We start from the raw sequence: 18,077 nt of genomic DNA, 5'->3' as shown, positions 1-18,077 counted from the left end.
ATGTCCACTCCGGTGTGGGGATAAGGGCTGAACCAAACCGTCGCTATAACGCTCGCTCAAGAAAAACACCGAAGGAGATAAATATGGTTAGCAATCTCAAGACTGTCGCGCTGATCGCGGGCGTTGGCCTGGCACTCGTCGCTTGCGGCAAGAAGGCCGAGACCACCGACACCAGCACCACCACGACGACCGAAGCAACGCCGCCGGCCGCTGATGCGACCGCGACGCCGCCGGCCGCCGATGCCACCACCACCGACGCGATGGCGCCGGCTGCTGGTGCCACCGACGCAACCGCGACCGCTCCGGCCGCCGACGCGATGGCTGCTCCGGCCACCACCACCGAGAGCACCACGACGACGACCGAAAAGAAGTAAGCTTCTTTTAGCTCGTTCGAATGTTAGGGAAGGGCCGCCGCACTGGCGGCCCTTCTTTTGTCTGGCTCGCATCGAGCCCGGCCACGAAGCAGACCCACTGGGGAGTGAGACGATGAGCCTCGACACGATCACCGAGCAGATGCGCGCCCGCGTCGGCGCCAGCGCGAACCTCAAGAAGTCGGTCAAGTTCGATTTCGGTGACGACGGCGTCGTCCGCATCGACGACACGGTCAGCCCCGCCGTGGTCGACAACCAGAGCCTGCCGACCGATTGCACGGTCAAGGTCAGCATGTCGGACTTTACCGACATGGCGACCGGCAAGCAGAACCCGCAGATGGCCTTCATGATGGGCAAGCTGAAGGTCGAAGGCGACATGGGCGTCGCGATGCAGCTCGGCAGCATCCTCGGCTAGACGCAAAGTTTCCCGGCACCTGGCGGCGGCGGCTAGCGGTCGTCGCCGGTGAGGGCTATGTCGCATCACAAGCGCACGGCGTCGGGGAGTTATGATGCGTATTCAGGTCGTTCTCGGAAGCCTGGCGGCGTTCGCCGTTGCCACCGCACCGTTGGCCGCGGCCCCGCCCAAGCGGGCACCCACCAAGTCGGCGGCCAAGAAACCAGCGGCGAAAAAGCCTGCCGAGGTCGAGGCAGCGCCGGTCTACGACGCCCATCCCGGGATCCACATCCCGCAAGCGACAATCATGAAACCGCTGACCCCGGCAGAGGCCGAGGCGAACGCGATCTGGAACCTGCGCGCCGGGCTCAATGTCGCGGCGCTGCAGTGCCAATATTCGCCGTTTCTCGCGACGGTGCGGATCTATAACGACCTGCTGAAGCTGCACTCGGGCGAACTGGCCGACGCACAGGCGACGATGCTCAAGCATTTCAAGCGCTATGACGGCACCCGGGCGCTCAACAGCTTCGACCAGTACACGACCCGGACCTACAACAGCTTCTCGACCCTCGACGCGCAATACGCTTTTTGCCTGGCTTCGAGCGAGATCGGTCGTGGGGCGCTGATGCTGTCCCGGGGCGAACTCGGCAAATACGCGCTCGGTGCGACGCCAGTGCTGCGGACCTCGCTGACCCCGGTGCCGAACTCGGTCAGCCTGTGGCTTGTCGACGTCCAGCCGGACACGTTGCCGACGATCGACGGCTAGGCACCGCTGCCACCCCCGCGGTCGCGAGGGTGGCGTCGCGGGCCGTCACTAGAAGTGCAGGTTGAGCCCGGCGGTGACCGCGTTGCGGCGGTAGCGGGCCGTCGCGTCGGTATCGCTACCGACATCGTAAAGCCGGTCATGGCCGAAGTTCGAGTAGTCGTACTCGACCCGCGCCGACACTGTCTTGGTCAGCGCCTGCTCGTAACCGACGCCCGCGACATAGCCGTCGCGGTTGCTCGACGCACGGTCACCGAGTGTGTCGTTGAGGTCGAAGCGGGCGTTGGTATAACCGCCGCGGGCGTAGAGCAGCCCGGTCGGTGTCACCAGATAGCCGACACGCGCGCTAGCGCCGACGGTACGGCCCTGCTTGAGGCGGTAGTCGTTGCCGGCGGAGTCGCTGAAGTCGTCATGCCCGGTACGGCCGGTCACGCTCGCCTCGAACCCGAGGACGACGCGGGGCTGGATGCGGTAGTCGTAGCCGATCTGGCCACCATAAGCGAAACCGTCCTTGCGCTCGCGGAAGCGGTCGGTGCTGTCGACGTCGTCGATGCGAAGATGCTGGGTATCCTGCTGCCAGCCACCCTGGATGCCGACGAACGGACCGTCGAACGGCTCGGCGGGCGCGGCAAACGCGGGCGCGGCAACCAGTGCCGCCACGGCGATAAGGATCTGCTTTTTCATGGGTTCAAACTCGCGCTACTTCCGGCGAACTGCACCGGCGCAAGGAGCAGCGATCCAGCTGCAGCCCGGTCGCGTTACGCAGGTTCATCCGCCGACCCCCTGCATGGCAGCCATGCAGGGGCGGCGGGGCGGGCAGTGGAACCGGTGAAGCGAGTCCAATCCCGCAGCCCGTCATCCCCGCGCAGGCGGGGCCCATCACCACGGGATGCCGTGGTGACGGCTCCTCGCCCGCGCGGCGATGACGGGGTTTTCCCGTTAAGCCGCCTTCTTCAGGTGCCGCCGGCCGAGCAGTTCGGCGATCTGCACCGCGTTCAGCGCCGCGCCCTTGCGGAGGTTGTCGCTGACGCACCACAGGTTGAGGCCGTGCGGCACGGTCGGGTCCTTGCGCACGCGGCTGACGTAGGTCGCGAACTCCCCGACGCACTCGATCGGGGTGATGTAGCCGCCGTCCTCGTGCTTATCGACGAGCATGATGCCCGGGGCCTCGCGCAGGATGCGCTGCGCCTCGGCGACCGACAGCGGCCGCTCGAACTCGATGTTGATCGCCTCGGAGTGCCCGACGAACACCGGCACGCGGACGCAGGTCGCGGTCACCTCGATGTCGGGATCGAGGATCTTGCGGGTCTCGACCACCATCTTCCACTCCTCCTTGGTCTGGCCGTCGGCCATGAAGTCGTCGATGTGGGGGATGACGTTGAAGGCGATCTGCTTGGTGAACTTGTGGCTGGTCTTGGGGTCGCCGACGAACACCGCGCGGGTCTGCTCGAACAACTCGTCCATGCCCGCCTTGCCGGCGCCGCTGACCGACTGGTAGGTCGAGACGACGACACGCTTGATCGTCGCCGCGTCGTGGAGCGGCTTCAGCGCGACGACCATCTGCGCGGTCGAGCAGTTCGGGTTCGCGATGATGTTGCGCTTGCGGTACTTGTCGATCGCCTGCGGATTCACCTCGGGCACGATCAGCGGCACGTCGTGATCCATGCGGAACAGCGACGAGTTGTCGATGACGGTGCAGCCCGCAGCGGCAGCCTTCGGCGCATAGATCTTCGCCGGGCCGGAGCCCGCCGCGAACAGCGCGATGTCCCAGCCGGTGAAGTCGAAATGCTCGAGGTTCTGGACCTTGAGCTCGCGACCGTTCTCGCCGAAATCGATGATGTCGCCCTGGCTGCGACCGCTGGCCAGCGCTGCGATCTCGTCGATCGGGAACTGGCGCTCGGCGAGAATATTGAGCATTTCGCGCCCGACGCTGCCCGTCGCGCCGACGACGACGACTTTATAAGCCATGTTGTTGATCTCCTGAGCGCTGCGACTTAAGGCCGGTGGCCGTTTCGGGCAAGACCGGTTGCGCAGCTGTCAGGTCACCATTCAGGCAGCGACGCTTGCCGTACGTCGGCGGTTGACCGCGCCGATAGCGACGAAGCCCACGAGCATCAGGCCCCAGGTCGCGGGCTCAGGGACGGCACTGAGGGTCCAGCGCGTAGCGTCGGTTGCTTCCTCGATCAGGTCGGGGCTGACGGCACCGACGAAGATGCGGAAGACCGGCGTAAACGCCAGGGTGTCCGGATCGAAGCCGATCCCCTGGTCCGAGCAGAATTCGTCGGCAGTGCAGGCGAGGAAATCGAGGTTGGAACCGTCGAAGGTCACCGACGCCGCGCGCGGCGTGCCATAGATGCTGCTGCCGGTGGTGACGAACGGGAACGACGGCAGCGCGACACCGTCGAGCGTGACGAAGTCGCGGACGCCGTCGACCAGGACCGTGTTGTTGTCGGACTGGAGCGTGCCAGTCAGGCGGCCACTCACGGTGCCCGCATCGGCGCGGTAGGTGAACTGGAAGGTCGCCGCCTGCGCTGCGCTGCTCCCGAGCAGCGCTGCAGCCAGCGCCAGTTTCAACTTCGTCATCGCCAGAAAACCCCCTGCTGTTACGAAGGGGTTAACGAAAGATTGTTACGGATTTTGGCTTCCAGCCTTGCCCTTGCCGACAAGCGCGGTCACCGCGACATCGCCGGTGACGTTGCCGATGGTGCGGAACAGGTCGGGCAGCAGCTCGACCGCGATCAGCAGTGGCAGCGTCGTGATCGGTACCCCCATCGCCAGCGCGATCGGCGCGACGCTGGTGATGAACGACACCTGGCCCGGCAGCCCGATCGCCGCGATGCTGACCGCAAACGCCACCGCGACACCCGCGGCCAGCGTCGTCGGCGACAACACCAGTCCGTGGAGATGCGCGACATAGACCACGACCGCGAGATTGGCGGGGGCGCTGGTGGCACGGAAGATCGACACCGCGAGCGGCAGGATCAGGCGGGTCAGCGGCTGCGGCAGCTTGAGGCTCTCGTTGGCAGCCTCGACCATCGCGGGCAGCGTCGCAATCGACGACTGGGTGCTCAGCGCCACCACCTGCACCGGGATCATGGCGCGCACGAACAGCATGAACGGCACCGGGCGGAACACCGCGACCAGCCCGTAGAGCCCGGCAATCAGCACCAGCTGGACCGCGATGACGATGCCGACATAATGCGCCAGCACGCCGATCGCACCGAGCCCGGCGTGCGCGCCAACCAGCAGCGCCAGCGCGAACACCCCGACCGGCGCGAGCCAGAGCACCCACTCGACCAGCACCAGCATGGTCTGGACGACGGCGTCGAAAAACCCGTTGAGCGCGGCGCGGGGTGCATCGGGGATACGCGTCGCGGCGAAGGCAAAGGCCATGCCGAACACCACCAGCGGCAGCATCTTGCCCTCCGCCGCGACGCTGAAGGCATTCGACGGCACGAAACTGCGGACCCAGGCGCCGGCGCTGAGCGGCACCGCGGCGGGGGCGGCACCGGCGGTCGCGAGCAACGCCTTCGCCGCGGTCTCGGGGATCGGCACGAGCTGGAGCAGCAACGGCACGACGATGACGCTCATCGCGCCACCCGCGATGATGATCACCGCGAACCACAACAGGCCGCGGCCCGCCAGCTTGCTCGCCCCCGCGCTGCCCGCCGCCGAGACGATGCCCGTGAACAGCAGCCCGAAGACCAGCGGGATGATGGTCATCTGCAGCGCGTCGAGCCAGATGCCGCCGGTCGGCTCGGCAACGCTGGCGATGCGCGCGACAATGTCAGGGGAGGCGAAGGCCGCCAGCGCGATGCCGCCGCCGAGGCCGAGCACGAGGGCGAGGAAGATGCGGACGGTCAGGGTCATGCGCGCAGTGAACGCGGGCGGCGCGGGTTTGGCAAACGAGGAAAGCTTGGAGGACGGATGGCGCCCTGTTTCCCGGCGATCTCACCCGACTGTCATCCCCGCGCAGGCGGGGACCCATGAACACCGCATTCCGTGTTCATGGGTCTCCGCCTGCGCGGAGATGACACTGGATTTAGACGCTCAGCCGCGACAGCACCGCGTCACCCATCGCCTGCGTCCCAAGCACCCCGCCCAGATCCCGCGTCCGCGCCCCCGCATCGAGCGCCGCCTCGACCGCCGCCTCGACCCGGTCCGCCAGATCGACCCGCCCGAGCGAATAGCGCAGCGCCATCGCCAGGCTGAGGATCGAGGCACATGGGTTCGCCAGCCCCTGCCCCGCGATGTCGGGCGCCGAGCCATGGATCGGCTCGTACAGGCCGGGCATGCCCTTTTCCCCGAGCGCCGCCGACGGCAGCAGCCCGAGCGAGCCGGTCAGCATCGCCGCCTCGTCGCTGAGGATGTCGCCGAACAGATTGTCGGTCAGGATGATGTCGAACTGTTTCGGATTCTTGACCAGCTGCATCGCGGTGTTGTCGGCGAGCATGTGGCTGAGCTCGACGTGCGGGTACTCGGCGTCGCGCAGGGCCTGGACCTCCTCGCGCCACAGCAGCCCGGCCTCCATGACGTTCGACTTCTCAGCCGAGCAGACCCGGCCCGAGCGTCCGGCGGCCAGCTCGAAGGCGACCCGCGCCACCCGCCGGATTTCGCCGCTGGTGTAGCTGTGGGTGTTGAGCCCGCGTCGCTCGCCGCCGCCAAGGTCCTCGATGCCGCGCGGCTCGCCGAAATAGACCCCGCCGGTCAGTTCGCGGACGAACAATATGTCGAGGCCCTCGACCAGTTCGCGCTTCAGGCTCGAGGCGTCCGCCAGCGCATCGAAGCACCGCGCCGGACGCAGGTTGGCGAACACGTTCATGCCCGCTCGCAGCGCCAGCAGGCCGGCTTCGGGCCGCTTGTCGTAGGGCTGCTTCGCCCACTGCGGGCCACCCACCGCGCCCATCAGCACCGCGTCCGCCGCCTTCGCCGCGGCCAGCGTCTCGGCCGCCAGCGGCACGCCGTCGGCGTCGATCGCGGCACCGCCGAAGCGCGCCTCGGTCATCACGATGCCGGCGTCGAGGGCTTCGACGACGCGGCGCGCCTGCGCAGTCACTTCGGGGCCGATGCCGTCGCCGGGCAGCAGGAGCAGGGTCTTGGTCATGCGCTCACCCGCGTTGCTGCGCCCGCGACCCACGGCCGGGCGCTCGCCAGCCGCGCCTCGAAAGCGGTGATGTCCGCGAGCCGTGTCTCGGTCAGCCCGATCTCGTCGCGGCCATTCAGCAGGCAGTCCTTGCGAAACGGGTCGACGGCGAAGGCGAAGCGGTCCTGGAAGGGGGTCGTGACGACCTGGTTCTCAAGGTCGACGGTGACCTCGAAGTTCTCGGCGACGACCATCAGCCGGTCGATCTCCTCCTGCGGCAGCGCGACCAGCAGCATGCCGTTCTTGAAGGCGTTGCCCGCGAAGATGTCGGCGAAGCTCGGCGCGATGACCACCCGGAAGCCCATGTCGGCAAGCGCCCACGGCGCGTGCTCGCGGCTCGACCCGCAGCCGAAATTGTCGCCCGCGACGAGGATCGGAGCGCCGCGGTTGCGCTCCGTGTCGAAGATGTTGCCCGGCTCGGCGCGCAGCCCGGCGAAGGCATGCTGCCCCAGTCCGGCGCGGGTGATCGTCTTCAGGAAGCGCGCCGGGATGATGACGTCGGTGTCGATGTTCGACAGGCCGAACGGCACGGCGACGCCGGTGAGGGTGTGAAAGGGCTGCATCAGGCCATCAACTCGCGCACGTCGGTGAGGCGACCGGTCACCGCCGCTGCCGCCGCCATCGCCGGGCTGAGCAGGTGGGTCCGCGCACCGGGCCCCTGCCGCCCCACGAAGTTGCGGTTGCTGGTCGAGGCGCAGCGCTCGCCGGGCGGGACCTTGTCGGGGTTCATCGCGAGGCACATCGAGCAGCCCGGCTCGCGCCAGTCGAAGCCGGCCTCGATGAAGATGCGGTCGAGCCCCTCGGCCTCGGCCTGGCGCTTGACGAGGCCGGAGCCCGGCACGACCAGCGCCTGCTTGACGCCGCTGGCGACGTGCCGCCCCTTGGCGACCGCGGCGGCCGCACGAAGATCCTCGATGCGGCTGTTGGTGCAACTGCCGATGAAGATGTTCTCGACCCGGACCTCGTCCAGCCGGTCACCCGGCGCCAGCCCCATGTAGGCGAGGCTTTTCGCCGCCGCCGCCTGCTTGCCGGCGTCCGCGAAGTCCGCCGGTGCGGGCACCCGGCCGGTGATCGCGACGACGTCCTCGGGGCTGGTGCCCCATGTCACCAGCGGCGCGATGGCGCTGCCGTCGATGGTGATCTCGGCGTCGAAGACCGCGCCCGCGTCGCTCGGCAGGGTCCGCCAATAGGCGATGGCCGCCTCGAGCTCGGCGCCCTGCGGCGCGCGCTGGCGGCCGCGGATATACTCGAACGTCTTGTCGTCGGGTGCGATGAGCCCGGCGCGCGCACCGGCCTCGATGGCCATGTTGCAGACCGTCATGCGGCCTTCCATCGACAGCGCCTCGATCACCGGGCCCGCGTATTCGAGCACGTAGCCGGTGCCGCCACCCGCCCCGAGCTGCCCGCAGATCGCCAGCGCGACGTCTTTCGCGCTAATCGAGAAGCCGAGGCTGCCGGTCACCGTGACGCGCATCGCCTTTGCTCGCGCCAGGTGCAGCGTCTGGGTCGCGAAGACGTGCTCGACCTCGGACGTGCCGATGCCGAACGCCAGCGTCCCGAAGGCACCGTGCGTCGCGGTGTGGCTGTCGCCGCACACCAGCGTCAGGCCGGGCAGCGTGAAGCCCTGCTCCGGCCCGATGATGTGGACGATGCCCTGCTCGGGCGCGAATACGTCGATCAGCTCGATACCGAACTCGGCGCAGTTGCGGGTCAGCATCTCAAGCTGGAGCGCGCTTTGCGGGTCGGGGTTGGGCAGGTCGCGGTGGCTGGTCGGGACATTGTGGTCGGGAACCGCCAGCGTCAGGTCGGGACGGTGGACCCGCCGCCCGGCGACGCGCAGCGCCTCGAAAGCCTGTGGCGAGGTGACCTCGTGGATGAGATGCCGGTCGATCCAGACGAGATCGGTGCCGCCCGCGTCGGGGGCGGTATCGCCGCGGGCGACAACGTGGTCGTCCCAGATCTTGGCATAAAGGGTGCGTGGAGAGGTCATGGTCCGCAACTAGCACCGCTTCCGGCCCCCGCAAAGTTCGCACAGTGCATAGCGGCCAGCCGCTTCACGCGGGGATGACGCGCGCGATTCGAGGGCTATAAGCCCCGGGCAATGGCCGACACTCTCCCCGACGCAGCCCCCGAGGCCCGCGCTGCCGCGCTCGACGAGGACGACCGGCTGACCGGCGTCTATGTCGGCGACGTCGTCGATGCCCTCGACGCCGGCGACTATGCCGGGGTGCGGGCGCTCGTCGAGCCGCTCCACAATGCCGACATCGCCGACCTGTTCGAGCAGGTCCGCGGCGACCACCGCGCGGCGCTGGCGACGGCGCTCGGCGACCTGCTCGACGCCGATGTCTTCGCCGAGATGAACGAGTGGGTGAAGAGCGAACTGCTCGACCTGCTCGAGCCGCAACAGGTCGCCGACATCGCCGAGGCGCTCGATACCGACGACGCCGTCGCGATCATCGAGGACATGGACGAGGACGACGCGCGCGAAGTCCTGCGCGCGATGGATCCCGACGACCGCGCCGCGATCGAGGAGGCGCTGTCCTACCCGCTCGATTCCGCCGGCCGCCTGATGCAGCGCGACCTGGTCGCGGTGCCGGAGCATTTCACCGTCGGGCAGACCGTCGCCTTCGCCCGATCGCGCGCCGACCAGACTACCGAGTTCTGGGAGATCTTCGTCGTCGACACCGCGCACAAGCCGGTCGGCACGATGCGCCTCAGCCTGGTGCTGACCTCGCCCGACGAGATCAGGGTCGCCGACATCATGCAGCGCGACCAGACGCTGATCCCGGTCGACATGGACCAGGAGGAAGTCGCGCTGCGCTTCCAGAAGTACGCCTTGATCTCGGCTGCCGTGATCGACGACATCGGGCGACTGGTCGGCGTCGTCACCGTCGACGACGTCGTCCACATCATCCAGGAGGAGGCCGGCGAGGACATCCTCAAGCTGTCCGGCGCCGGCGACGGCGACATCAACGAGCCAATCGCGCGGACGGTAAAAGTCCGGTTGTCGTGGTTGATCGTCAACCTGCTCACCGCGATCCTCGCGGCCTCGGTTGTCGGGCTGTTCCAGGCGACGATCTCGAAGCTCGTCGTGCTCGCGGTGCTGATGCCGATCGTCAGCGGCATGGGCGGCAACGCCGGCACGCAGACGATGGCAGTCGCGGTGCGGGCGCTGGCGTTGAACCAGCTCACCACCGCCAACACCCGCCGGATGATCCTGCGCGAATTTACCATCGCCTGCGCCAACGGCTTGGCGCTTGGGGTGCTGATCGGTGCCGGGGTGTCGCTGATCTACGGCGAGTGGCAGCTCGGCGCGGTGATCGCGGCGGCGATGCTGATCAACAACCTCGTCGCCGGGCTCGCCGGGCTGCTGATCCCGGTCGGGCTCGACAAGGCCGGCGTCGATCCGGCGGTGTCGTCGGCGGTGTTCGTCACCACGATGACCGACGTCATGGGCTTTTTCTCGTTCCTCGGTCTGGCGACCGTGTTCCTGCTGGCGTGATCCACCTGACCAAGGTCGCGGTCGGTTGTGCCGACCTGGAGGTCCTCGCCGCGCGCCAGGCTGCTCGCGCTGCCGACCTGCCCGGCCTCGGCGCCGCGGCAGTGACGCTGACCCGCTACATGCCGCGCCGTGCCGACGAGCTGGTCGGCGGCTCGCTGTTCTGGATCATCAAGCACCGGCTGATCGGACGGCAGGAGGTGCTCGGCCTGACCATGACGCCGACGCCGTGGGGCGAGAAATGCGCCATCCTGCTGCGCCCCGGCCCGGTCCCGGTGGTCGGGACGCCGCGCAAGGCGCACCAGGGCTGGCGCTATTTCGAGCCTGCCGACGCCCCGCCCGACCGCGACGGCAGCGACCCCGAGGCCGATGTCCCGCCGGCGATGCTGCGCGAACTGCAGTCGCTCTGGCTGGTCTAGCTGATCGAATTCGTGCCGCAGATCACCGAGCCGCTGCCGTGCTTCGAGACGCTGCACACCGCACCGCCACCGATCCGCGCATCGCCCGAGCCCATCACCGAGACGCTGGCGGTTTGCGTCGCGGTCGCGTCGATGTTGCCCGATCCGGCGATGCTGGCGCTGAGCGTATGGCACTTGAACCCGCCGAGGCGCAGGCGGCCCGACCCGGCGACATCGATTTTCGCCGTGTCGCAGCGGCCATCGACGGTGACATTGCCCGAGCCGGCGATACTGAAGCTCGCATCGCGGGTGTCGAGCGCGCCGATCCGCATCGAGCCCGAGCCGCCGACCGAAGCCACGAAAGCCGGCACCTTGACGCGGTCGACGGCGACGCTGCCCGACCCGCCGATCTCGACGCCGCGGACCATGGGCACGGTGACCGCGATGCGGACCTGGCTGCGGTTGCCGCCGCTCCAGTTCCAGCCGCTGCCGCGCTTGTTGCCGATGCGCAGGACGCCCGCCTCGACGCGGATATCGAGGCGGTCGAGCGCCTGCTGCTCGCCGGTCGCGCGCACCGATGCGGCGGCGCCGGTAGTCACGGTGACTTCGGGAGAGCCGCCGAGCGCGATGCGGTCGAAATTCCCGACCGGAAACGACTGTTCGGCGGCGCTCGCTCCGGTCGCGGCGGAGGCAAGCAGGGCGGCGGCAATGGCGGCGGTGCGGATCATCGAGAGCTCCCAAGCTGTATTGGCATAATAATACACGTCGAACAGGCGGGTTCAAGACGGTTTATGGCGGACCCACGCCGTCCTGTACAATTTCGTACCAGAATAAATAATCATTGGTCCGAGATCGTACCGTCATGGCCGCAACACCGTGCCATGAGACGCCATGCAAAAGTCGCGCCGGAGGTCTTCATGTCGGCGATCCACCTGACCGGCGAGCATCGCCGTGATCAGGTCGCGCGCTGCGGGCAGGTCATCGACGGAAACGAGCACATGCAGACGATGCTGTACGGCAGCATCACCTGCGCCGCCTGCCTCGACATCTTCCGGACGAGCAAGCATCGGGGCGGCTTCTCGACGCGCGCCATCCGCCCCGACCGCTGACGCGACAGCCGCCACTCGTACACCATCCGATAGATGGTAATTAACGAGTTGTTAAACTATCAAGAGAGCGACTCGACTGCCCTCGAGTTATGAGTGCGTACCGTCCCATAGGCGAGCACCCCTGTTGGTCTATGGGACGTCCGCGCTGCACTTTAGCTCGCCCACTGGCACGGCCTTCGCGCGCGTGCGGCGTTGGCGTTTGTCGCTGTCGCCATTCCGGTACGCGAACGGCCGGTACGCGAACGGCGGTACGTGAACGGACTGTCACAAATTAGCGGATGCGATAACGGTCGGACATGGGCGCAACGGGTGGGCCATGTCGGACGTAACGGGGGCTGCCTTCTGGGCCGGCTTCGACGCGCGCCTGAAGGGCGCCCCGGAGTCCAGTTGCCCGTTCGCTCAGGATACCGGCAAATACCGCGAATGGCAGGAAGGCTGGAACGAGCAACCGCCAGCGTCGGACGTGACTGTACCCAACTGACGCGACGCACAGGCTGACATGAGTCGGCGCGCAAGACGAAACCGCCGTGAAGCGGACTTCGCCTTGCGCGCCGGAAGTCAGGCTGCCTTGAGGACCTGTTCGATCTTCAGCTGTGCTGCCGGCTCGTCGATGTTCTCCATCGCGGCGAGCTCGCGTGCCAGGCGGCCGATCGCGGCCTCGTAGATCTGGCGCTCGGAATAGCTCTGCTCGGGCTGGTCCTCGGCACGGTGGAGGTCGCGGACGACCTCGGCGATCGAGACCAAATCACCGGAGTTGATCTTGGCCTCATACTCCTGGGCGCGGCGCGACCACATCGTGCGCTTGACCTTGGGCTTGCCCTTCAGGGTGGTCAGCGCCTCGAGCAGGGTCGCCTGGCTCGACAGCTTGCGCATGCCGACGCCTTCGGCCTTGTTGGTTGGAACGCGGAGCGTCATGCGCTCCTTCTCGAAGCGGAGCACGTACAGTTCAAGCGCGGCGCCAGCGATCTCGGAGCTTTGCACTTCGACCACCCGGCCGACCCCGTGCTTGGGGTAAACGACATAATCTCCCGCGACGAAGTTGAGCGCCTTGGCTGCTACCACCATAGTGTCTTACCTTTCGTGCCGCCGCGGATGGGCCAGCCGTGGTGCGCGCTTGCTCCCGAAGAGAGTTGAGCGCACCTTCCCGATGAGAGGAGCGACTGCGGACCTTGCCTCTGACCTGCCGGCGACTGTTATAGGCGATGCCGTACCGCAGGACGGGTACGGCAGCCGGTTGACGTTCGCGATTAACGCAAATCCTTCATATCAGAAATTTGCGCCGAAATCCACTGTTGCGGACTTGCGGATACGGGCCGGGCAGGCGGCTCAGCTGTCGCCGGGCTTGTCGCTGAAATACTTGTCGAACTTGCCTTCTTCGCCCTTGTGCTCGTCGGCATCGGCGGGCGTCGGGCCCTTGACCGTGATGTTGGGCCAGGTCGCGGACAGGGTGGCGTTGAGCTCGAGCCATTTTTCCAGACCGCCCTCGGTGTCCGGGAGAATCGCCTCGGCGGGGCACTCGGGCTCGCAGACGCCGCAATCGATGCACTCGTTCGGGTTGATGACGACCATGTTGTCGCCCTCGTAGAAGCAGTCGACGGGGCAGACCTCGACGCAATCCATGTACTTGCACTTGATGCAAGCTTCCGTCACCACATAGGTCATCGCCGGTCCCCTGAACGCATTTTAGGTTATCTACGGCCCTGCTAAACGGCGGCAAGCGCCTCCGTCAATGCCGCTGATCGACGGCAACCGCCTTCCTCAATGCCACTAGGCGAGGACTAGTTCCTCGACCTGTGCCGCCGACGCCCGCCGCGACGTCAGGTCGGTGTAGAGCTCCCGTGCCTCGACGAAGGGTCCACGGCGCTCTGCCAGGCCCTCGACCCGCACCACCACGACCTCGTCGTGCCTGGGGTAGCTGAGCACCGAACCGGCCCGGACCAGCGCCGAAGCCCGGTCGATGACCCGGCCGTCGAGCCTCAGGTGTCGGCTCTCGCAGAGCCGTTGCGCATCACTGCGCGATTTCGCCAGCCGTGCGAACCAGAGCCACTTGTCCAGTCGCAATCCCTGACCGTAAACCAAAAGCTACCGTCCTTTCCTGTCTAAAGCGCGACTATCCGCGCGGGCCTTTCATTCCTGCCAAAGCGGCAAACGGGTTGGAGGGAGAAACCAGGACCGGGGCGTCGCGTCCGCGCTCGCGACTGATGCCGCCCCAGGCAAACGCCGGGGCACCGTCGACGAGGCGCGGGCGGTAGCCGAGTGCGCGCATCAGCCGCGCGAAGCCGTCGCGGCTCATGCCGACGCTCGCCACCCAATTGTCGTCGGGCACGAACGGCGCGCGGCCGTCGCGGGCGCCGTGCATGGCCCGCGCCAGCCGGTCGACCATGTCGACGCGCACCGCCTGCGTCCCGACGATCCAGAACCCGGCGACCCCGTAATAGGCGGGCGGCGCGGTCGCGATGACGTCGATCGCGACGCGCCCGCCGAGCGGCGGCGCGGGCAGGTCGTCGGCAACCGTCGCGACCCCCCACAGTGCCAGCCGCCAGCGCGTCGGCTCCGGCCGCAGCAGTTCGTGGACGTAAACGTGGATGTCGCCGAGGCGGACGCCCGCGCCCTGCAGCATCTTGCGGTCGATGCGGGTCAGCGCCTCGACCTGCGCCGACAGCGCCTCGCGCGGCGCGCAGCCCATGTGCTCGACGAGGCGGACAATGAGGCCACGGGCTGCAGGCGACAGGTCGGGCGACAGCCGGACGACGCGGATCAGCGCCGCGAGGTGCTTGTCGCGCGCCACCTCGAACCAGGCCGCCAGCCGTCCGACGACGCGGGCCCGCTCGGGCGTCGGGATAACCTCTAGCGCGCGGTCGAGATCGATCCGCGGATGCAGCGCGTCGCGGCCCGGACGGAGCTTGGCGATCCGCGCGCCCTTCCACAGGATGCGCGGCGGCATCCCGCCATCGAAGACCATCTCGAAATCGGCGTCGGCGCTGTCGGCGAGCGCGACCGCGCGCCGCGCCAGTTCGCGCGGCAGGTGGCGCTCGGCGGCGGCGAGCAGCAGCTTGCGCTCGCCGGCGCGGGCGGTCGGGTCGGGCGTAAAGCGGAAGCCGTCGAGCGTGCCGATCGCCTCGCCCTCGACCGCGAGCACGCCGTCGTCGTCGACCGCGACGCGCTGCTCGCCGCGAACGTGGAAATCCTTGAGCAGGACCGCCGTGCGCCGGTCGACGAAGCGCTGGGTCAGGCGCTGGTGGAGCGCGTCCGACAGCCGGTCCTCGAGCGCCCGCGTCTTCGCCGCCCACTCCGCCGCATCGGCGATCCAGCCCGGCCGGTGCGTCGCGTAGGTCCACGTCCGCGCCGCTGCGATCCGCCCCGACAGCGTCGCGATATCACCGTTCACGTTGTCGAGCGCCGCGACTTCCGCGGCAATCCAGGCCGGCGGCAACGTGCCGTCGCCCTCGCTGAGGTGGCGGAACACCCGGCTGACGAGGCGCGCATGCTGCTCCGGCCCGGTCTTGCGGTAATCGGGGAGCTGGCAAGCCGCCCACAGCCTTTGGATCCGGTCGCGTCCCCGCGCGCGGGCACCGATGCCGTCCTCGCTCGCCAGCCGCCGCAGCACCGCGAGGTCGATCGCGTCGTCGGCGCGGATCAGTTCGCGGCAGCCCGGCATCTCCTCGAGGCTGCCGATCAGCCGCGGCAGGCTGTCGAAATCGAGCTTTGGGTTGCGCCACACCAGATGGGTCAAAGGCGGAAACTGGTGGTTCTCGATCGCCGCGATTTCTTCGGGCTCGAAGGTCTGCGCCGCGTCGTGGCCGAGCTGGACCACCCCGAACGTGCCGTCGCGCTGGTGCCGCCCGGCGCGCCCGGCGATCTGCGCCAGCTCCGAGGTCGTCAGCCGCCGCTGCCGCCGCCCGTCGAACTTGTGCAGCGACGCGAACGCGACATGGGCGATGTCCATGTTGAGCCCCATGCCGATCGCGTCGGTGGCGACGAGGTAGTCGACCTCGCCCGACTGGTACATCGCGACCTGGGCGTTGCGGGTGCGCGGGCTGAGCGCGCCCATCACCACCGCCGCCCCGCCCTTGTGACGCCGCAGCATCTCGGCCAGCGCGTAGACCTCGGCCGCGGTGAACGCGACGATCGCCGAGCGCTTGGGGAGGCGGCTGAGCTTCTTGGGTGGCGCATAGCTCAAGGTCGAGAAGCGCGGCCGGGTGATGATCTCGCAGTCGGGCAGCAGCCGCCGGATCAGCGGGCGCAGCGTCTCCGACCCGAGGATCATGGTCTCGGCATAGCCCCGGCGGTGCAGCATGCGGTCGGTGAAGATGTGCCCGCGCTCCGGGTCCGCGCCGACCTGCCCCTCGTCGAGCGCGACGAATGCGACCTCGCGGTCGGCAGGCATCGATTCCGCGGTGCACAGGAAATAGCGGGCGTTGGGCGGCAGGATCTTCTCCTCGCCGGTGATCAGTGCGACCTGCGCCTCGCCCTTGATTGCGACGACGCGGTCATAGACCTCACGTGCCAGCAGACGCAGCGGAAAGCCGATCATGCCGCTGACGTGGCCGCACAGGCGTCCGACGGCGAGATGGGTTTTGCCCGTATTTGTCGGGCCGAGCACGGCGGTGAGGTTGGATCCTGCCCGGTTGGTCACGGTAAAGTGCTCATCCCGCCCAATCTGGGCGTGAAGGGCCTGTGCACAAGGCCGCGAGCGAAACGTTACGCCAACTGGTCATCACGTCCTTTGAAACGCGTCCGACGCAGGGAAGGTCGCACAGTCGGACTCCCGATTCAAGTGACCGTTCGAAGACGGCGATTCGTCGCAGTTCGCGAGGGCAAAAATCGCTAGTTGTTGACTTCATTGGCGGCGCGGGGCCTGTTGCGCCTCGCGGGATCCCGGGGGGCGACGGACTTGTTTCAAGCGAGCGGGCGAGGATTCGGCGGAGTGCTGGTCGCGGACGGGTTCGCCCCGTCGCTGTCCGGCTTCGGCGGGAACGCCACCGGGCCGCGCCGCCGTCGCTTCGACCATGCCGCCCTGATCGACCGGCTCGCCGGTGCCGACATTGCCATCGACCTCGGCGACGGCATCGGCTCGCGGACCTGGTGGCGCGGCATCGCGACGCTGGCGCTGCTGTCGGTCGCGACCCTCTACGCCGGTACTCATATGACGCCGCTGCCGGTCGCGGTGCGCGGCACGATGACCCCGGCCCAGTACGACGACGCCCGCCCCGACACCATCGCCCCGCTGGCGCTCGGTGCCGCGACCGGCCGCTTCACTGCCCCGACCGCCCGCGTTCGCGCCCTGTCGGAAATCCCCGAGCGCCCGCGCGTCGAAAAGACCGCGACGCTCCGCCCGTCGGACAATTTCGAAGGCGCGCTGCGCCGCGCCGGGGTCGGCAAGGAGGACGCCAACGATGCCGCCCGCGCGATCGGCGGTGCCGTCCGCCTCGACCAGATCCGCACCACCACCGACATCGACGTCGTGCTCGGCCGCCGCGAGACCAAGAGCGTGCCGCGCCCCCTCGAAAGCCTCGCCTTCCGCGCCGCCTTCGACCTCCGCGTCGAACTGACCCGTGCCGAGAACGGCACCCTGCAGCTGAAGCGCATACCGATCGCCATCGACTCGACACCCCTGCGCGTCAGCGGCGTCGTCGGCGGCAGCATGGCACGCTCGGCGAAGGCCAGCGGTTTGCCCGCCGACGTCATCGCCGATGCGATCCAGCAGCTCGGCTATGTCGTCGATTTCCAGCACGGCATCGGCCGCCACGACAAGTTCACACTCATCGTCGAGCACAAGCGCGCCGAGACCGGCGAAACCCAGACCGGCAAATTGATGTATGCCGCGCTCGGCAACGCCGAGTTGATGCGCTGGGATTACAGCGGCGCGTCGCAGTTCTTCCGCGCCAACGGCGAGAGCGCCCGCAAGGGCCTGATGAAGACCCCGGTCGACGGCGCGCGGCTGACGTCGGACTTCGGCATGCGCTTCCACCCGCTGCTCAATTATTCGCGGATGCACCAGGGCGTCGACTTCGGCGTGCCGATGGGGACCCCGATCAAGGCGGCGGCGAGCGGCAAGGTGAGCTTCGTTGGCTGGCACGGCGGCCACGGCAACTACGTCATGCTGGCGCACAGCAAGACGCTCAGCACGGCCTACGCGCACATGTCGAAGTTCGCGGTGAAGCCCGGCCAGCAGGTCGTGCAGGGCCAGGTCATCGGTTACGTTGGCTCCACGGGGCTGTCGACCGGTCCGCACCTCCACTACGAGACCTGGCTCAACGGCAAGCCGGTCAACCCGATCACGCTCAAGTTCCTCGGCGGCACCAATCTTGCCGGCGGTGACCTGGCGCGCTTCAAGGCCGCGATGGCGAAGCTGCGCGGCTAGATTTTGCGCGGTCCCGGGCCGCCCCTAGCCACCGAC

At 68.1% G+C, this 18,077-nt stretch carries 20 protein-coding genes; 8 read left to right on the top strand and 12 right to left on the bottom strand.

The features are described from left to right. The first annotated feature begins 83 nt into the window (after positions 1-83). The 3 genes from KX816_02985 (at position 84) to KX816_02975 (ending at position 1,531) form a co-directional block, all read left to right on the top strand. Positions 84-374 (top strand): hypothetical protein, encoded by a 291-nt coding sequence (locus KX816_02985; protein QXQ07037.1) that lies wholly within the window; start codon positions 84-86, stop codon positions 372-374. A 112-nt stretch (positions 375-486) separates the two neighbouring features. Further along, positions 487-786 carry an SCP2 sterol-binding domain-containing protein gene (locus tag KX816_02980; protein QXQ07036.1) on the top strand — a complete coding sequence of 100 codons (300 nt, stop codon included), beginning with the start codon at positions 487-489 and terminating at the stop codon, positions 784-786. Between the two features lie 94 nt (positions 787-880). Then, the gene (locus KX816_02975) at positions 881-1,531 is read left to right on the top strand and encodes a hypothetical protein (GenBank protein QXQ07035.1); all 651 of its coding nucleotides are present in this window, start codon (positions 881-883) and stop codon (positions 1,529-1,531) included. Between the two features lie 48 nt (positions 1,532-1,579). On the opposite strand, the gene KX816_02970 is transcribed toward KX816_02975, so the two are convergent. From KX816_02970 to leuC, 7 genes are all read right to left on the bottom strand, one after another. Then, positions 1,580-2,212 (bottom strand): outer membrane beta-barrel protein, encoded by a 633-nt coding sequence (locus KX816_02970; protein ID QXQ07034.1) that lies wholly within the window; start codon positions 2,210-2,212, stop codon positions 1,580-1,582. Between the two features lie 255 nt (positions 2,213-2,467). Then, the gene (locus tag KX816_02965; GenBank protein ID QXQ07033.1) at positions 2,468-3,496 is read right to left on the bottom strand and encodes an aspartate-semialdehyde dehydrogenase; all 1,029 of its coding nucleotides are present in this window, start codon (positions 3,494-3,496) and stop codon (positions 2,468-2,470) included. A gap of 81 nt (positions 3,497-3,577) precedes the next feature. Beyond that, positions 3,578-4,111 (bottom strand): PEPxxWA-CTERM sorting domain-containing protein, encoded by a 534-nt coding sequence (locus KX816_02960; protein ID QXQ07032.1) that lies wholly within the window; start codon positions 4,109-4,111, stop codon positions 3,578-3,580. Positions 4,112-4,156: 45 nt separating this feature from the next. Beyond that, positions 4,157-5,398 (bottom strand): dicarboxylate/amino acid:cation symporter, encoded by a 1,242-nt coding sequence (locus KX816_02955; GenBank protein ID QXQ07031.1) that lies wholly within the window; start codon positions 5,396-5,398, stop codon positions 4,157-4,159. Positions 5,399-5,570: 172 nt separating this feature from the next. Beyond that, complete coding sequence (leuB, locus tag KX816_02950; protein ID QXQ07030.1) at positions 5,571-6,632, bottom strand: 3-isopropylmalate dehydrogenase; 1,062 nt, start codon at positions 6,630-6,632, stop codon at positions 5,571-5,573. Further along, complete coding sequence (gene leuD, locus KX816_02945; GenBank protein QXQ07029.1) at positions 6,629-7,234, bottom strand: 3-isopropylmalate dehydratase small subunit; 606 nt, start codon at positions 7,232-7,234, stop codon at positions 6,629-6,631. Before leuD ends, leuB begins: the two co-directional genes overlap by 4 nt. Continuing rightward, a complete protein-coding gene (gene leuC, locus KX816_02940) occupies positions 7,234-8,661 on the bottom strand; it encodes a 3-isopropylmalate dehydratase large subunit (GenBank protein ID QXQ07028.1) in 1,428 nt (475 codons plus the stop codon). The genes leuD and leuC overlap by 1 nt, the downstream gene beginning before the upstream one ends. Positions 8,662-8,772: 111 nt before the next feature. Here leuC and mgtE point away from each other — a divergent pair, with 111 nt between their 5' ends. Beyond that, on the top strand, positions 8,773-10,173 hold the full coding sequence (gene mgtE, locus KX816_02935; protein ID QXQ07027.1) for a magnesium transporter: 1,401 nt from the start codon (positions 8,773-8,775) through the stop codon (positions 10,171-10,173). After that, entirely contained in the window at positions 10,173-10,589 is a 417-nt protein-coding gene (locus tag KX816_02930; protein ID QXQ08370.1) for a DUF1489 family protein, read from the top strand. Before mgtE ends, KX816_02930 begins: the two co-directional genes overlap by 1 nt. On the opposite strand, the gene KX816_02925 is transcribed toward KX816_02930, so the two are convergent. After that, positions 10,586-11,296, bottom strand: a complete 711-nt coding sequence (locus KX816_02925) for a DUF2807 domain-containing protein (GenBank protein ID QXQ07026.1) — start codon at positions 11,294-11,296, stop codon at positions 10,586-10,588. The two genes, KX816_02930 and KX816_02925, sit on opposite strands and share 4 nt — an antisense overlap. A 153-nt stretch (positions 11,297-11,449) precedes the next feature. On the opposite strand from KX816_02925, the gene KX816_02920 reads away from it, so the two are divergent. Both KX816_02920 and KX816_02915 read left to right on the top strand, forming a co-directional pair. Further along, positions 11,450-11,677: a hypothetical protein gene (locus tag KX816_02920; protein QXQ07025.1), complete on the top strand. Its 228-nt coding sequence runs from the start codon at positions 11,450-11,452 to the stop codon at positions 11,675-11,677. Positions 11,678-11,993: 316 nt separating this feature from the next. Next, a complete protein-coding gene (locus KX816_02915; GenBank protein QXQ07024.1) occupies positions 11,994-12,158 on the top strand; it encodes a hypothetical protein in 165 nt (54 codons plus the stop codon). 77 nt (positions 12,159-12,235) lie between these two features. Here the strand turns inward: KX816_02915 and KX816_02910 are convergent, their stop codons facing one another. The 4 genes from KX816_02910 to KX816_02895 form a co-directional block, all read right to left on the bottom strand. Further along, positions 12,236-12,742 carry a CarD family transcriptional regulator gene (locus KX816_02910; protein QXQ07023.1) on the bottom strand — a complete coding sequence of 169 codons (507 nt, stop codon included), beginning with the start codon at positions 12,740-12,742 and terminating at the stop codon, positions 12,236-12,238. A 261-nt stretch (positions 12,743-13,003) separates the two neighbouring features. Further along, positions 13,004-13,339, bottom strand: coding sequence for a ferredoxin family protein (locus tag KX816_02905; protein QXQ07022.1), 336 nt, complete (start codon positions 13,337-13,339; stop codon positions 13,004-13,006). Positions 13,340-13,444: 105 nt separating this feature from the next. Next, positions 13,445-13,738: an RNA-binding S4 domain-containing protein gene (locus KX816_02900; protein ID QXQ08369.1), complete on the bottom strand. Its 294-nt coding sequence runs from the start codon at positions 13,736-13,738 to the stop codon at positions 13,445-13,447. Positions 13,739-13,787: 49 nt separating this feature from the next. Continuing rightward, on the bottom strand, positions 13,788-16,211 hold the full coding sequence (locus KX816_02895; protein QXQ08368.1) for a helicase: 2,424 nt from the start codon (positions 16,209-16,211) through the stop codon (positions 13,788-13,790). A 393-nt stretch (positions 16,212-16,604) separates the two neighbouring features. On the opposite strand from KX816_02895, the gene KX816_02890 reads away from it, so the two are divergent. Further along, entirely contained in the window at positions 16,605-18,041 is a 1,437-nt protein-coding gene (locus KX816_02890; GenBank protein ID QXQ07021.1) for a M23 family metallopeptidase, read from the top strand. The last annotated feature ends 36 nt before the right edge of the window (positions 18,042-18,077 follow it).

The sequence above is a fragment of the Sphingosinicellaceae bacterium genome (assembly GCA_019285715.1).
Lineage (GTDB): Bacteria > Pseudomonadota > Alphaproteobacteria > Sphingomonadales > Sphingomonadaceae > Glacieibacterium.
This window is presented reverse-complemented; position numbering and strand designations above follow the sequence as displayed.